The organism is Micromonospora sp. LOL_024 (assembly GCF_048060415.1).
In the GTDB taxonomy this organism is placed as follows: domain Bacteria; phylum Actinomycetota; class Actinomycetes; order Mycobacteriales; family Micromonosporaceae; genus Micromonospora.
Window position 1 is genome coordinate 44,729 of sequence record NZ_JBHMIS010000018.1, and the last position, 15,322, is coordinate 60,050.

General features: G+C 71.1%; 14 protein-coding genes. 8 read left to right on the forward strand and 6 right to left on the reverse strand.

The features are described 5' to 3' along the window. Positions 1-41 precede the first annotated feature (41 nt). From ACFHWY_RS18615 to ACFHWY_RS18645, 7 genes are read left to right on the forward strand one after another with little or no spacing between them, the layout of a single operon-like run. Positions 42-701 (forward strand): glycosyltransferase family 2 protein, encoded by a 660-nt coding sequence (locus ACFHWY_RS18615; protein ID WP_416581477.1) that lies wholly within the window; start codon positions 42-44, stop codon positions 699-701. Further along, on the forward strand, positions 698-1,357 hold the full coding sequence (locus tag ACFHWY_RS18620) for a TIGR04282 family arsenosugar biosynthesis glycosyltransferase (RefSeq protein WP_416581478.1): 660 nt from the start codon (positions 698-700) through the stop codon (positions 1,355-1,357). The genes ACFHWY_RS18615 and ACFHWY_RS18620 overlap by 4 nt, the downstream gene beginning before the upstream one ends. Continuing rightward, on the forward strand, positions 1,354-1,992 hold the full coding sequence (locus tag ACFHWY_RS18625) for a class I SAM-dependent methyltransferase (protein WP_416581479.1): 639 nt from the start codon (positions 1,354-1,356) through the stop codon (positions 1,990-1,992). Before ACFHWY_RS18620 ends, ACFHWY_RS18625 begins: the two co-directional genes overlap by 4 nt. Further along, a complete protein-coding gene (locus ACFHWY_RS18630; protein WP_416581480.1) occupies positions 1,989-3,203 on the forward strand; it encodes a molybdopterin-dependent oxidoreductase in 1,215 nt (404 codons plus the stop codon). Before ACFHWY_RS18625 ends, ACFHWY_RS18630 begins: the two co-directional genes overlap by 4 nt. Continuing rightward, entirely contained in the window at positions 3,200-3,646 is a 447-nt protein-coding gene (locus ACFHWY_RS18635) for a hypothetical protein (RefSeq protein ID WP_416581481.1), read from the forward strand. The genes ACFHWY_RS18630 and ACFHWY_RS18635 overlap by 4 nt, the downstream gene beginning before the upstream one ends. Before the next feature lie 23 nt (positions 3,647-3,669). Beyond that, positions 3,670-4,380 (forward strand): response regulator transcription factor, encoded by a 711-nt coding sequence (locus ACFHWY_RS18640; protein ID WP_416581539.1) that lies wholly within the window; start codon positions 3,670-3,672, stop codon positions 4,378-4,380. Next, entirely contained in the window at positions 4,377-5,393 is a 1,017-nt protein-coding gene (locus ACFHWY_RS18645) for a sensor histidine kinase (protein ID WP_416581482.1), read from the forward strand. The genes ACFHWY_RS18640 and ACFHWY_RS18645 overlap by 4 nt, the downstream gene beginning before the upstream one ends. Positions 5,394-5,419: 26 nt before the next feature. On the opposite strand, the gene ACFHWY_RS18650 is transcribed toward ACFHWY_RS18645, so the two are convergent. Next, positions 5,420-5,896, reverse strand: coding sequence for a VOC family protein (locus tag ACFHWY_RS18650; RefSeq protein WP_416581483.1), 477 nt, complete (start codon positions 5,894-5,896; stop codon positions 5,420-5,422). 73 nt (positions 5,897-5,969) lie between these two features. Between ACFHWY_RS18650 and ACFHWY_RS18655 the strand changes: the two genes are divergently transcribed. Then, positions 5,970-6,749 carry a helix-turn-helix domain-containing protein gene (locus ACFHWY_RS18655; RefSeq protein ID WP_416581484.1) on the forward strand — a complete coding sequence of 260 codons (780 nt, stop codon included), beginning with the start codon at positions 5,970-5,972 and terminating at the stop codon, positions 6,747-6,749. A gap of 406 nt (positions 6,750-7,155) precedes the next feature. Here ACFHWY_RS18655 and ACFHWY_RS18660 read toward each other — a convergent pair whose 3' ends face one another. The 5 genes from ACFHWY_RS18660 to ACFHWY_RS18680 form a co-directional block, all read right to left on the reverse strand. Further along, positions 7,156-7,563 (reverse strand): nitroreductase family deazaflavin-dependent oxidoreductase, encoded by a 408-nt coding sequence (locus tag ACFHWY_RS18660; RefSeq protein WP_416581485.1) that lies wholly within the window; start codon positions 7,561-7,563, stop codon positions 7,156-7,158. Positions 7,564-7,925: 362 nt separating this feature from the next. Further along, entirely contained in the window at positions 7,926-8,780 is an 855-nt protein-coding gene (locus ACFHWY_RS18665; RefSeq protein ID WP_416581486.1) for a hypothetical protein, read from the reverse strand. A 28-nt stretch (positions 8,781-8,808) separates the two neighbouring features. Next, positions 8,809-13,974 carry a caspase family protein gene (locus ACFHWY_RS18670; protein WP_416581487.1) on the reverse strand — a complete coding sequence of 1,722 codons (5,166 nt, stop codon included), beginning with the start codon at positions 13,972-13,974 and terminating at the stop codon, positions 8,809-8,811. Positions 13,975-14,301: 327 nt separating this feature from the next. Continuing rightward, positions 14,302-14,883: an MOSC domain-containing protein gene (locus ACFHWY_RS18675; protein ID WP_416581488.1), complete on the reverse strand. Its 582-nt coding sequence runs from the start codon at positions 14,881-14,883 to the stop codon at positions 14,302-14,304. A gap of 169 nt (positions 14,884-15,052) precedes the next feature. Beyond that, entirely contained in the window at positions 15,053-15,316 is a 264-nt protein-coding gene (locus ACFHWY_RS18680) for an alcohol dehydrogenase catalytic domain-containing protein (protein WP_416581489.1), read from the reverse strand. Between the last annotated feature and the right edge of the window lie 6 nt (positions 15,317-15,322).

A 15,322-nucleotide genomic window follows, 5' to 3' on the forward strand; every position in this document is an offset into this window, starting at 1 on the left:
GGTAATACCTCACCCGCTCGATCCTGGTTAGCGTCCGCCACATGACCGATGTGGTTCTTCCCTGCCGGAACGAGGCTCCGGCACTGCCCGGCCTGCTGGCCCGGATACCGGCCGGCTACCGGCCGATCGTGGTGGACAACGGCTCGACCGACGACTCGGCCGGGGTGGCCCGCGCCCACGGCGCGGAAGTCATCAGCGTGACCGAGCCCGGATACGGTGCCGCCGTGCACGCCGGTGTCGTGGCGGCGGACCCCGCCGACGGGGTGGTGTGCGTGATGGACGCCGACGGCTCGTTCGACCCGGCGCAGTTGCCCCGGCTGGCCGGTCACGTCCGCAGCGGGCAGGCGCAACTGGCCACCGGCCGGCGCCGCCCGACCGGGCGGGGGGTGTGGCCGCTGCATGCCAGGGCCGCCAATGCCGTCCTCGCGCACCGGTTGCGCCGCACGACCGACCTGGACGTCCACGACATCGGGCCCATCCGGGCCGTGCGCCGCGACGACCTGCTGGCGCTGGGACTGCGCGACCGCCGATTCGGGTACCCGTTGGAACTGCTGATCGCCGCCGATCGGGCCGGATGGCGCGTGGTCGAGATCGACGTCGACTACCACCCGAGGGCCGCCGGCACCCGATCGAAGGTGACCGGCACCCTGCTCGGCACCGCCCGCGCCATCCGCGACATGAGCGCGGTGCTGGCCCGGTGAGTGCTCCCCGGGTTCTGGTGCTGGCCAAGGCGCCGGCACCAGGACGGGTCAAGACGCGACTCTGCCCACCCTGCACCCCCGAGCAGGCGGCCCGGATCGCCGCCGCCGCCCTGGCCGACACCCTCGACACCGTCACCACCGCCGCAGCCAGCTCCCGGGTCCTCGTCCTGGACGGCGACTACCTCGCCCCCGCAGGGTGGGCGATGCTCACCCAAAGAGGCGGTTCCCTGGGCGACCGCCTCGCCAACGCGTTCGCGGACTCGCGGACACCCGGCACGCCCGCCGTCCTGATCGGCATGGACACCCCACAGCTCGCCGCCGACCACCTCGACACGGCCCGAGAGCTGCTCGGCACGCCGGGCGGCCCGGACGCGGTCCTCGGCCCCGCCACCGACGGCGGCTGGTGGACGTTGGGCCTGCGCGACCCCGGCCACGCCACCGTGCTGCGCACCATCGCGACCTCCACGGCGTCCACCGGCCGGCGCACCCTGATCGCGTTGCGCCGCCGCGGCCTGCGGGTGCACCTGATGCCTCGGCTGCGCGACGTGGACACCGCGGCCGACGCCCACGCCGTGGCCACGCTGTGTCCGCCGGAGAGCCGATTCGCCCGTGCTGTCGCCACCGACGTGCCACTGCCCGTAGTGGTTGCCCGGTGAACGCCGTCGCGGTCTTCGACACCGCGATAGACCGGGCTGCGGCGGGCATCCCGGCCGGGTTCACGGCCCGGCACGCCAGCGGCGCCGTGTACCGATTCGACCCGGCCGCCTGGTGCCGCGACGTGATCGCCGGGGACGGCGCGCTGATCGCCGCCTGCACCGGCCACACCCTCGACGTCGGCTGCGGTCCCGGGCGACTGACCAGCGCACTCGCCGACGCCGGCCGAACGGTACTCGGCATCGACCTCAGTGCCAGCGCGGTCCGCCTGGCCCGCCGACGCGGCGCGCCCGCGCTGCAACGCGACGTCTTCGGTCCAGTGCCCGGTACCGGTCGCTGGCGCCACCTGCTGCTGGCCGACGGCAACATCGGCATCGGCGGTGACCCGTACCGGCTGCTCCGCCGCTGCCGCCAACTGCTCGCCGCCGAAGGGCATCTCCATACGGAGCTGGCGCCGGCCGGCACGCCCGCCTGGTCAGGCACTGCGACGGTGCAGACCCCGGAAGGTGCCCGCTCGCTGCGCTGGGCCTGCGTCCCCCTCGACAATCTTCCCGGGCTGGCCGAGGCCACGGCGATGCGCGTTCTCCACACCTGGACCGAGGGGGGCAGATGGTTCGCCACCCTGACACCCCGGTGACCGGTCGATCGACGGTGCTGCGGCGGCTCGCCCAGTGGTGTCTGGCACCACTGCCGGCACCGCCGGTGGCTCTGCGGCGCGGACCGATGCGCCCCGGGGTGTTCCGGTCCGGGTTGCGGTCGGCCCGACTGACCAGTCAGCTCGGCGCCGCCCTCGGCGTGGCGTTCGGCTTCTGCTTCCTAACTGGCCTGCTCAGTCACCTGATCCAGCATCCACCGGGCTGGTTCTGGTGGCCGGCCCGACCGGTCGGGCTCTACCGGTTCACCCAGGGTGTGCACGTGGCGACCGGTCTCGCCTCGATACCGCTGCTCGGCGCCAAGCTGTGGTCGGTCTACCCGCGCCTGTTCAGCTGGCCGCCGGCCCGCTCGATCGCCCACGCGGCCGAACGCGCGGGCACCGGGGTGCTGGTCGCCGCAGCACTGTTCCTGCTGGTCAGTGGCGTCCTCAACATCGCCCGCTGGTATGCGCCGATGCCGTTCTTCTTCACCGCCGGGCACTACTGGGTGGCCTGGCTGACGGTCGGCGGGCTGTTGGTACACATCGGCGTCCACCTGCCGGCTGTCCGCGCCGCACTCATCCGCCCCACCCGCGAACCTCGGCAGGACGGGCTGAGCCGGCGCGGGCTGCTCGGCGGCCTCGCCGCCGCATCCGGTCTGATCACCCTGACCACGGTCGGCCAGACGATCCGGCCGCTCGCCGGTCTAGCGGTGCTCGCCCCACGGCATCCCGATGTGGGACCGCAGGGCGTACCGGTGAACAGGACCGCGAACGGCGCCGGCGTACGCGCCGCAGCGCTCGATCCGGCGTACCGGCTGCGGGTCATCGGACCCGGTCGGGGCGTCAGCCTGGACCTCGCCGCCCTCTACCGACTTCCGCAGCACACGGCGGACCTGCCGATCGCCTGTGTGGAGGGCTGGAGTGCCACCGCGACGTGGACCGGCGTGCGGTTGCGCGATCTGGTCACGCTCGTGGGTGCCGATCCGCGACACGCGCACGCCCTGGTCGAGTCACTGCAGGTGGGCGGACGGTACCGCACCTGCACCGTGCCGCCGGAACACGTCCTTGACCCGCTGACCCTGGTCGCGCTGCGGCTGGGCGGCGAACCCCTGCACATCGACCACGGCTATCCGGCGCGGCTGATGGCGCCGAACCGGCCCGGCGTATTGCAGACCAAGTGGATCAGCCGGATCACCGTACGCGAGCCACGATGAAGACCCGGACCGGATTGATCATCGGTGGCTGTCTGCTCATGGCGTACGCCGTCGTCGGCGCTCTCACCGACAGCGACCTGGCACCGGCCGGCGTGCTGCTCTTCCTGACCGCCGTGCTGGTCGGCCACGACGCCGTCTGGATGGCGGCGGTCCTTGCCGTCGGCGCCGCGCTGACCCGCGTCCCGGCGCGTAACCGTCCGGCGGTCCGGATTGCCGCGATCACCGCCGCAGCGGTCACCGTGGTCGGTCTCCCCCTCGCCCTGGGATTCGGACGCGCCGCCGACGACGCGTCGGTGCTGCCGTTGCCGTACGGTCGCAATCTCGTCGCCGTCCTGCTCGTCATCGCCGGCGCGACGCTGCTGGCATGCGTGTTGCCTCGCCGGCCGCGTGGGGCGGCGGCAGTCCGTAAGAAATCCGAAAGACCCGACGGAGGTGGTCGGTGAATCCCGGCGATAGCGTGGTGGGGATGGGACACCGGGTGTTGGTGGTTGACGACGACCTGACGGTCAGTGACGTCGTCCGGCGTTACCTGGAGCAGGCCGGCTGCCAGGTCCAGTTGGCCACCGACGGCGCCGACGGCCTCGCCGCGATCGCCGCCCAACGCCCCGACCTCGTGGTACTCGACCTCATGATGCCCGGCATCGACGGCCTCGAAGTCTGCCGCCGGATCCGCCGACAACTGCCCGACCTGCCGGTGATCATGCTCACCGCCCTCGGTGAGGAGGCCGACCGTGTCCTCGGGCTCGAGGTCGGCGCCGACGACTACGTCACCAAGCCGTTCTCCCCCCGCGAACTCGTGCTGCGGATCCGCTCCGTGTTGCGCCGTACCGCCGCACACACCGCCCACTCCACCGTCCCCGCGAAGCTGACCGACGCGGCGCTGACCGTGGACACCGCCCGCCGCATCGCCAAGGTCGACGGCGCGCCACTGTCGTTGACCGCCCGGGAGATCGATCTGCTGATCTTCCTCATGCGCCATCCCGGGCAGGCCTGGTCCCGCAGCGACCTGCTGGACAAGGTGTGGGGATGGCAGTTCGGCGACCAGTCGACGGTCACCGTCCACGTCCGCCGGCTGCGCGAGAAGATCGAGAACGACCCGGCCGAACCGCACCGGATTCGCACCGTCTGGGGCGTCGGATACCGCTACGACCCTCTCGATGAGGAAGCCGGCCCGTGACCGACACGCTGCTCATCGGGCTCTACGCGCTCACCGCCGGAGGTGTCGTCGGCCTGGTCGGCGCCGCAACCCTACGGCTGCTCCGTGGCCGCTCGATCCTTCTCCACCTCCTGGTACTACTCACCGTCACCGTGCTCGCCGTGGTCGCCGGCGTCGCCACGGTCGCCCAGGCCATGTTCCTGTCCCGACACGACCTGTGGGTCGTCCTCGTCACGGTCAGCGCCTCCGCGGTGATCAGCCTCGCCGTCGGCGCCGTTTTCGGCAGCCGGCTGGCCGCTTCCGCGGTGTGGGCCCAGACAGCCCGGGAACGCGAACGTCGGTTGGAGGCCGGCCGCCGGGAACTGGTGGCCTGGGTGTCACACGACCTGCGTACCCCCCTGGCCGGGCTGCGGGCCATGGCCGAGGCCCTCGAGGACCGCATCATCCACGACCCGGCCATCGTCGACGAATACCACCGGCGGATCCGGGTGGAGACCGACCGCATGACCCAGCTCGTCGACGACCTGTTCGAGCTGTCCCGGATCAACGCCGGCGCGCTGCGACTCATGCCCACCACCGTGCCGTTACGCGACGTGGTTTCCGACGCGATCGCCGGCGTCGCGCCGCTCGCCGCCCGCCGTCGCATCCACCTGATCGCCGCGGACAGCGGCTGGCCCAGCGTCCGGGCCGGCGAACGCGAACTCGCCCGGATCGTCAGCAACCTGCTGATCAACTCCGTCCGTTACACACCGGAGGACGGCAGCGTACACATCGCCGCCGGCCACGAACCCGACAACGTGTGGCTGGCCGTCTCCGACACCTGCGGCGGCATCCCCGGCGAAGACCTGGACCGGGTCTTCGACGTCGCGTTCCGAGGTGAACGCGCCCGCACACCCGGAGCGGCCGGCTCAGGCGGAGGAGGAGGACTCGGCCTCGCCATCGTGCGCGGCCTCGTCGAAGCGCACGGCGGCCGGGTAGACGTACGCAACACCGCCCGCGGCTGCCGATTCGAAGTACGCCTCCCCGCCACCTGACCGGGGCCCCACGTAACCCGCACGCGTCAGCCCTGCTGGGAAGCCCACTCGGTGACCCGCCGCGTGCTTTCTTCCGGGGACAGGTCCTCGACCCTCGTCATGATGGTCCACCGGACGCCGAACGGATCGCGGATCGAGCCGTAACGGTCGCCCGAGACGAACGTCGCGAGGGGCTCGCGTACCGTGGCGCCGGCGCTCTCCGCCCGGGCCACGAGGTCGTCGGCGTCGGAACAGTACAGCCCCACCGAGTAGCAGTCGTCGTCGCCGGCCGGTGCCGCGACGAGGTGGTACTGAGGGTTGGGTTCGCCAAACTGCAGGCGTCCCTGGCCGAAGTCGAGGTCGGCGTGGACGACGACGCCGCCCATCTCGGTGACATCAACGACGCGGGCGCCGAAGACGTCCTGGTAGAAGGCGATGGCCCGGGCGGCCTCCGGTATCACCAGGAAAGGGGTCAGGCTCGTAAACCCGTGCGGTATGCCGTTGGTGGTGTGCTGACCGTTCATGAGGCAGAACGTTACGAGCGCCGGTCGCCGCGCCGCTTGTCGATTCGCGTCATCCTTGCCGTAGGGTCGCGAAATGAGCGCCGAGACCCGCGGCATCCTCTACCCGGCACGGCTGCCCTCGTTCCGTCGGGTGCCTCCGCCGCCGCATCTCGACGACCTGGTGCGGTGGTTCTGGATCCCGGAGTGGGATTTCGCTGCGGACCACTCCTCGCGCCAGTACCTGGTCGCGTACCCGGCCTGCCACCTGGTGGTCGAGCCCGCGCAGGTCAGCCTCTCCGGACCCACCACGCGGCTGTCGTATCGCGACCTGACCGGACGCGGCTGGGCCGTCGGCGCGCTGCTCCGCCCGGCCGCAGTGCCCCTGTTCGTTGACGCACCCGCCGATCTTCGGGACTCCGAACGTCTCATCGAGGCGCCGGAGTTGCACCGCGCGGTTGTCCAGGCCATGCGGGTTCCCGAACAGGACGCCCGTCACGTCGAAGCGGTCGAGACGTTCAGCGAATGGCTGGCGGCCCGAGCCCTGCCCGCCTCCGGCGAAGGCCGGCTGGCCAATGCCATGGCCGACCTGATCGACAGCGACCCCGACGTGCGAACCCTCCCCGACGCAGCGAGCCGCCTGCACATCTCTCCGCGTACGCTGCAGCGGCTGGCCATCCGGTATGTCGGGCTCACGCCGGTCGAGATGATTCGGCGCCGACGTCTCCAGGAGGCCGCGCAGCGGGTCCGTCTGGAGCCGACGGCTCTCCTCTCGCAGATCGCCACCGAACTCGGGTACACCGACCACGCCCACCTGACCCGCGAGTTCCGTGAGCGGTTGGGGTTCACGCCGACGACCTACCGCCGAGGCGTCTGAGCCCCAGTGCCGCCCTTGAATGGCGTCGATGAACGGTAAGGGCTTGGACGAGCCGGGCGAGGTTCGTGTTGCCTGGGTCGGTGGAGCTGGACGGGCAACCCGAGGTGCGCTTCGTCCGGGCTCCGATGGTGGACTCGAGGAGGGTGCATACCTTCACGCGCGTGACTGGCAGGTCGCGGAGAAGATGTACCTGACGACGTTGAAGTCGGTGACCAGCGCGAAGACCAGGATCGAGCGACCCGACCGGGTCGGTCATCCGTACTCCCCTAACCGACCGGGTCCTCGGCCTCACCGGCCGCAGCCACCGGTGGACCTGGGTGATCGATCCTCACATCCGGTGAGGATGGGCAGTGGCAAGGGCCTCTGGCGACCTGACCATGCACCGCCGGGGTCGCGCCTTCTCCGCCTATGGCGCAGGTTCCAGTACGACGACTGGGATCTGACGGGTGGTCTTCCGCTCGTAGTCGGCAAAGCCCGCATACGTGGCCTTCTGGGCGCTCCAGATCCGTTCCCGTTCGTCGTCCACCGCAACCCTGGCGACCAACTCGACCGTCTCCGTACCGATCTCCGCTCGTACCTGCGGACGAGCGAGCAGATTGTGATACCAGTCGGGATTGGTGGGCGCACCGGCCTTGGAGCCGAACACGGCGTAGCCGCCATCCACCTTCTGGTACATCATCGGGTTCACGCGAAGCTGGCCGCTCTTGGCGCCGACCGTGTGCAACAGCAGCAGCGGCGCCCCAGTGAACTGACCGCCCACCTGCCCCCCGTTGGCACGAAACTCAGCAATGATCTTGTCGTTCCAGTCACTCATGTCGTCTCCTCGCCCGGCGCACACAGCTCCTTGAACACGATTCTGGCAGTCCCGGCCGCCACAGCGCGACACCGCGGCCCAACCAAGAACCACCAAGCCCGCCGGCGCACGAGACCGTCACACCAGCACGACCGAAGGCGCCTGTCCGCGAAGCCCTCGAACTCGGCGCAGATGCGAAACTCAAGCCGCACCCAGAAGTCCAGTTCATCCATGACGACCCCCACCGGTAGCCGGCGAGGCGACCACGAGCCGCGAGTCACTGACGCGGCATGGGTACCGGCCCCCGGCGCCTTCACCGTCGCGGCGTTCGCCGGCCGGTCCGTCGCCATCCTCACACAGCGCCACCAGACCGGGCGGCGGGCTCATGGCAGGCGCTCGAGCGCTGTCCGTACGGCATCGCCGGTTTCCCGGGCAGTCAGGTAGGGACGAGCATCGTGGGCCTTGGTCCCGTTGTGCACGCTGACGTCCGTCAGTGCTCCCGGAAAGACGGGGGCCAGGGTCTTCACCAGTGCCACGACGTCCCCCCGATCAGCGATGTTAGTCCAGCTCTCTAGCTGTGGCGGCCACTGGCCAGCGCCGGCCCGCGGCGCCGGCGCCAGCCGATCGAAGATCATCCCGCGGATACCAAGAGGTGAGCCGAGGGTGACCAGTGCCTGCGGGTAGGCGGCACCGACGGCGTGAAGCGCCTCATACGCCACCACCGAACCGAGCGAGTGGGCCACCAGCAGCCGGGTGTCCTCGGTCAGCGCGTCGAGCACGCGCTGACGGATCCGCTGCCGGATCTCGTCGTCGGTCAGATAGCGGCGGACCTGCCGCAACGCGCCCACGAGCAGGTGATCGGCGAGGCCGGAGAAGAACCGGGAGTGACTCAACGCGTCGAGTGCCCGTTGGATCACGAACGGGGTACGCAGCCGGGTGGTGGCGGCCGGGCCGCAGACGCCGGGGTCGATCCGGGCCGCCTCCGCCCACCAGGTCAACAGCAGCTCCTGGTCGAGCGGGTCCGTCACGTCGTCGGCGGTCAACGGCGGCTCGCCCAGGCTCCGGGTGCCGGCGGGGCGGAAGACGTCGCCGTAGAAGGCCATCGTCACCGTGGCCGACGACAAGGTGCCGCCGGCGAGGGCCACCCCGTCCCGCAGCGCGGGCAGCCACTGCGCCGCCAGCGTTTCCGGGCCCATCGTCTGCTGGGCGACACCGTGAACCAGGACGACTCGTCCCATCCGCCACCTGCTTTCTTTCCGGAGTGGATCAGATCCGGAGCGTGAAGGTGGCCAGGCCCGAGCTGGTGCCTACGCAGAGCACCCCGTCGGGCGTGAGCGCGATCCGGCTGATGTACGCCTCCAGGTTGAGTTCGGTCAGCAGCGTCTGGTCGGGCAGCCGCCAGATCCGGACCGTCCCGTCGGCGCTGCTGACACCGAGCAGGTCGCTCGCGCCGACCAAGCCGGTGGTCAGGCAGGTGATCCTCAACGCGTGTCGGGTCAGCGGGTGCGCGACCTGCTGATGGGTCTCAACGTCCCAGCATCGCAAGGTCCCTTCGCCGTCGCCGGTGACCACGACGGGCCGTTCGCCGGACCGGGCGAACGCTACGGCGCAGGCACCGCCGTCGTGACCGGTGAGCGTCGCACCGTGCGGGCTGAACTCGTCGAGCCGCCACAGCCGGGCGGTGGCGTCCAGGGAGCCGGTGACTGCCAGCGACCCGTCGTCGGAGACCGCGACGGCGATGATCGCGGCGGTGTGGCCGGTCAGCTCGGCCAGCATGGTCCGGGTGGCCAGGTCCCAGACCCGGGGCGTGGCCACCTCCGAGCCGGTGACGACGATGGTCCGGCCGGCCCGGTGCGCGGTGGCAAGCGCCGCGGGACCGCCGAACGGCTCGGGCGACGGATCGAAGATCCGCCCGATTTCCTGCTGCCGGTCGAGGTCCACGATCCGGAGGGTGTGGTCCCGGCAGCCGGCAAGCAGCAGGACCGAACCGTCGGCGGCGGTCGCCGCCGCGACCGACTTGACCCCGCTCCCACAGGGGATCCGGGAGATGACGGTGGGCTCGGGCGTCAGGTCGTGGACGCGGAGCATGTCCTCGGTGCCGACAATCAGCATCGGCGTCGCACCGGCTGACGTCACCGCCAAACTGCTGACCCAGGGTTCGTAGTCCACCAGCGGATCGCCGCGCAGCGTGCCGGAGGCGACGTCCCAGAGCCGAGCCGACATCTGGTCACCGGTCACCGCGACCGACCGGCCGTCCAGCCGGCCGAGCGCCGCGTGCCACAGGTAGTTTGCCCGCATCGGTGGCGTGAGGGCGACGCCGTCGCGGAGGTCCCACACCCGGGCTGAACCGTCGGCGCTGGCCGTAAGCGCGATCGGCCGGTCGCCGGCCGCGTCGACGGCGGCGCTACGGACCCAACCGGTGTGTCCACTCAGGACGGGGGTGACCGGCCGGTCCCGCAGGAGGTCCCACCCGACCAGGCTGTGGTCTGGCGACTGGCGCAACGCCACCGGACGGCCCACCAGACAAGCCAGGGCCACGGTGCGACTCTTGCGGTCCTTCGGTCTGCGCAGCACCAGCGGCTGCCGGGTCTCCAGGTCCCAGATGGAAATCCGACCCTGGGCCGAACCTGCCATGATCACGTGACGATTGTCGACGACGCCGGCGGCGAGCATGTCCACGTCGTCGTTGTGGCCGGTCAGGGGCGGGCCAGCGGCGGCGTGGTCGACCAGGTCCCAACACCGGACCGTCCCGTCGGTGCTACCGGACAGCAGCAGGTGCCGGTCAGCGGTGTGCAGAATCCGGAGCGACGAAATCCGGTTGGTGTGCCCGACCAGCGGGGGCCGGGGCACCTGCGGTGGGTCGCCCGTCCAGATCCGGATCACCCCCTCGCCGTCGCCGGTGGCCAGGATCGGTTCGCCCGGTCCGGCCGCCAGGACGACCGCGCCGACCTCGTCGGTGTGCCCCGTGAGCGGCGCGCCTACCTCCGCCCGGCTGCGCAGGCTCCAGATCCGGGCGCTGCCGTCATAACTGCCGGTCACCAGGTACGGAAGCGTGCCGTCGGCGTCCAGCGCATACGACCCGACCGTCTTGACGTGGCCGCCGTGCGGCCGGTCGGCGGCCAGGTCCCAGACTCGGACGGTACGGTCGTCGCTGCCGGTGACCGCGACCGGCCATCCGTTCACCACGCCGAACGCGGCGGCCCGCACCCAGTCGGTGTGCCCGGTCAGTGGCTGGTCCAGTTGCTGCCGACTGTGCAGGTCCCAGACGCGGACCAGACTGTCGTCGCCGCCACTGATCGCGATCGGGCGCCCTCCACCGCTGTCGACGGCCACGGTACGGACGCCGCGCCGGTGGGCGGGAACCGGCTCTCCCAACTGGCGGCCGGCGGCCAGGTCCCAGAGCAGCATCGTCTCGTCCGCGCTGCCGGTGAGCAGCACGATCTGGTCGTTTAACCGGCCCAGCGCGAGTGTTTGGACCGACTCGGTGTGGCCGCTCAACGGGCCGCCGACCTGCTCCCGGGTGGTGGTGTCCCAAATCCGCACCTGGCCGTCCGCGCCCCCGGTTATCGCCACGGACCGGCCCGGCAGCTCGGCCAGCGCCACCGCCTGGATGCCGCCGTGGTGGCCGGTGATCGGATCGCCGAGCTGACGCCAGCTCCGCAGGTCCCACAGCCGCGCCGAGCCGTCACGGCTGCCGGTGAGCGCCACCGGGCGCTGGCCCAGCCCGCCCACGGCGATTGACGTGACGCCGTTGGTATGGCCACGGAGGGCCGCCTGGACCTCCTGGCCGGTCGAGAGGTCGCAGATCCGCACCGCGCCGTCCTCCGTGCCGAGCAGCGCGAGCGAGTAGTCCTCCACCTCCACGAGGGCGATCGCGGTGATCCCGTCGGTGCCCTCCGGCCCGCCGGCCAGCGGCAAGCCGATCTGCTGGTTGATCGTCAGGTCCCAGACCCGGACCGAGCCCCGGTCGTCGCCACTGACCGCGACCGGGCGACCGTCGAGTCCGCCGACCGCGACCGCCGTCACGTATCCCTCGTGGCCGAGGAGGCGCCGGTGCGCGCCCGTTCGGGACCACTCTGCCCACCGGGTGGACCAGAGCAGCGCCAGGCCCAGCCGGTCGATGTCCTCGGCCAGCCCACCGGCCTCACAGCGGCGGGCCGACAGTTGCAGGTACGCTGCTCGCTGGGCGAGGTCGCCCCGGTCGATCCGGTGCGCGACCTGTTCGTAGGCCGTCCGGATCCGCCGCGCGGTGTCCGAGTGCACCAGGGTCAGCGCGCTGAGCAGCGCGGACTGATCGGCCGCGAGCAGGAACCCCGGATCGTGCGCCAACTCATCGATCCGCTCTGCCGCCGCCGCGTGGGTGGGCAGGTTGAGCCGCAGGTAGGGGTGGGCCTCGAACCAGCTCGGCCGTCCCGAGCCGCGCCCCGGCACCTCGGTCAGCAGCGCCGCGACGATCCGCTGCTGCGCCTGGACCGCCGGTCGTCGCGGATCCTGCCGCAGGTGTTCCGCCAGCGTCTGGTGGTAGAGCCGGTAGACCGAGCGGTCGTGCTCGACCACCTCGGCGATGTACGCGCCGGCCGCGACCAACAGCCAGTCGACGTCGTCCTCGGTGCACTCCCGACCGGCGATCGCGGTCGCCAGCGTCGGCCATAGCCCGCGGGGCAACCCCTGCCCCTCGGCGAAGGCGAGCGGGGCGAGCAGGCGGCGTACCCGGACCTCATCCGGGCCGAACCGGCTCAGGTAGTCGTCGAACGCCTCGCCGATCTCGCTCGGCAGCCGGCTCTCCCACCCGGGGACGCTGACGTCGACCGGTTCGGCGGCGAGGCGCAGGCTCCGCGCGGTCATCCGGGCCACCAGGTAGACACCGGCGGCGCGGTCGCCCACCGCCCGTGCCACCGTCTCGGCCAGGTCGGGGTGGTCCCGGTACGGGGTGGCCAGGTCCGGCTCGTCCGGCGCGGTGAGCATCTTGACCACGTACCGGGAGATGTCCGAGGCGCCGAGCAGGTCCGAATCGTCGAGATCGATGGCTCGCATGGCCGGTCCGAGACTGCGGACGAGTTCTCGGCGGCTGCCAACCAGCAGGTGCACCCCATGGATCTCGGAGAGCGGGCGCAGCAGCTCGCGGGCGATCCGCCGCGGTTCGCCACGTCCACCGGTGTCGGTGGCGGTGCCACTACCCGCCTCGTCCAGGGCGTCGACCACGATGACGGTCCTGACGCCGGCCTGCGCCCTGCGGCTGATCGCCCGGAGCAGCTCGCCGGTGCCGTCGGCGTCCACCGCCAGCCCGGCGGCGATCCGGGCGACGAGTTCCTCCTGCCGCTTGTGCCGGGCGTGCACCGCGACGTCTACAGTCCCCACCGGTACGACGGTGGCCGGGTCAACGTCGGCCACCTCTAGGCCCGAACGGTAGTCCCGGTCGGAGAGCGCGACCACGCGACTCAGTACAGAGGACTTGCCGCAGCCGGGCTTGCCGGTGACCACCCGGCCCTTGCCGTCCCCGCCGGGGGTGGTGAGCCAGGTGACCAGCTGCGCCAGCGCGGCGTCCCGACCGCTGAAGTAGGTGCCCTGTTCCGACTCGAAGTCCACGCCCCGGGAACGCGGCCCGAAGTGCTCCACCAGGTCCCGCTTGGCGGCGAGACGTTGCATCTCCAGGTCGGTACCCTGCGGCGGCAGGTCGGCCCGGTAGCCCACATTGGGCAGGAACGGGGCCACGCCGGTGCTCAGCCCTGAGGTCAATTCGGCCCGCTGAGAGCTGCTGCCCTGCCGGAACGCGGTGTTGAGTTCCGCGACCAGGTCGTGCAGGTCCAGGAACTCCTGTCGCTGGCCGGTCCGCGCCGTCACCGCCTCGACCGCCGCCGGGAGCGCAGCCACCATTGTCCCGTCTCCAGCCTCGTCCCGACTCCTGGCCGAGGCGAGGAACCACATGCCGGTGATCGCGGCGTCGCCGGTCAGCCGGCGAGACAACGTCTGCAGCGCCACCCGGGCCGCCTCGGCGCTGCCCGCGCCGCCGTAGCAGGTGTCCAGGATGAGCAGCAGGTTGCGCAGGCCGGTCCGGGTGAGGATCCGGACCAGGTCCTCGGTGGGCAGCGCGCTGGCCGCGAGATCCGTCTCCGTGCTGTCCCAGCAGAGGAGGTAGTGGCGGTCGTCGACAAGACCGTGGCCGGCGTAGTAGACGGCGACGATGTCGTCGCCCCCGATCCCGGCGTCCTGGCACCAGTGGGACATCACTCGACGGACGTGCTCGGCAGTCGCGTACTCGCCGAGGCCAGCCAGCGCGCGGCGGTATCCGAAGCGGTCGAACAGTGCCGTCACCGTCGCGGCATCCGCCTCCACCTGCGGCAGATAGGCCGCATCCGGCAGGTTGCGATAGCGTGCGGCGCCGATCGTGATGAGGTGACGGCGAGCAGGTATGGCCGGGTCAGACTCGGACATGCCCGTTCACCTCGTGTGATGGTCTGGCTTCTCAGAGCACCGACCCTATCGGATCGGAACCAGTACGATCACCCCCACAAAAAGGGCAATAAGCACCGCACGCTCCGCTCCGACGCCGGCACCGGACCGGATTCAGCGGCCTCCACGCCCCGCCGTACCAAGACCAGCCTCGCGCAACGACTCGGTAACCAGCTCACCGGCGAACGGCTCCACCGACGGCAGCACACCGTCACGGGCAAGTAGCGCGCCCACGGCGGGCGGCTCCTGCCGGCCACCACAAGAAGTTTCAAGACGATGTGAACACCGCCCGTGCCTGTGGCGTACGCGCTATTCAGCAGAGAGTTGTCGGATGGTGTCGCCGGTGCCGATCGGTGCGCCGACGAGCACTCGGGCGTTGAGGCCGCGCAGCCGTAGTCGCTGGCCTTCCTCCGTCCAGACGATCTTGTGGGCGTCGCGTCCGAACCGGGCCGCGAACTTGGCACAGCCGTTGTGTGGCTGGTCGGTCACCTCGATGACGGCCCGGTCGCCGATCGCCAGACGTGAGCCTGCTGGCATGGCGTCGATGCTCAGATCGAGATCGACATAAAGTTGATCCCCGGCGAGCGCCCAGGCGTCCCGATCGGGACCGGCGATCAGTGCGATGAAACGGGAGTTGATGACGTTCAGCTGCATGTCGGGGTGCGGTGACCGGTCACTCGTTCGTGAGCTGGGTCGTTGGCTCCAGCTGTCGCCGAGCAGCCCGGCGTCAGTGTCCAGTTCGGCCAGGGACAGCACCTCGCGGACGTCGACGGCAGGCCGGCGTACGGTCAACGCCAGGGTGCCGACACCCCGCGGTGACCGCCGGACGAGGTGCAGCCCTTCGACGATCTCGTCCGTGCAGCGATGACGTACGGCTATGGAATCCTCCATGGTCCAACTGTGCGCCACGCTCATCCACGGCGTCCATACAATTCCCGCAACACGGCATCTTGACGAGGGCACGATCTGTTCACCGTCTCCGGCGCTGCGGCACGCCTTCGCGTAGCCGGGCGGCGAGGCGCGTGTCACGGATGTCGTCGAGGCGCCCCCGGTCAGAGCGTCAGGATGATTTCTCTCTGGTACGGCCGCTTTGATCTCGTGGGCCATGACCACCGCCGGCCGGCTGCGGCAGCCGTGGCATGCCGAAGACCTCGTCACCGGGCCGGAACAGCGCGGCGCCGATGCCGACGGCCTCGACCACACCGGACAGGTCCCCGCCCAGCCGCACCGGCCGGCCGAGCAGGCCGCCGGTCTCGCGGTGCCAGAAGTCGGTCGGGTTGACCCCGGCGTGGACCCGGACGACAACCACGCACTGGAACAACACCGAGCA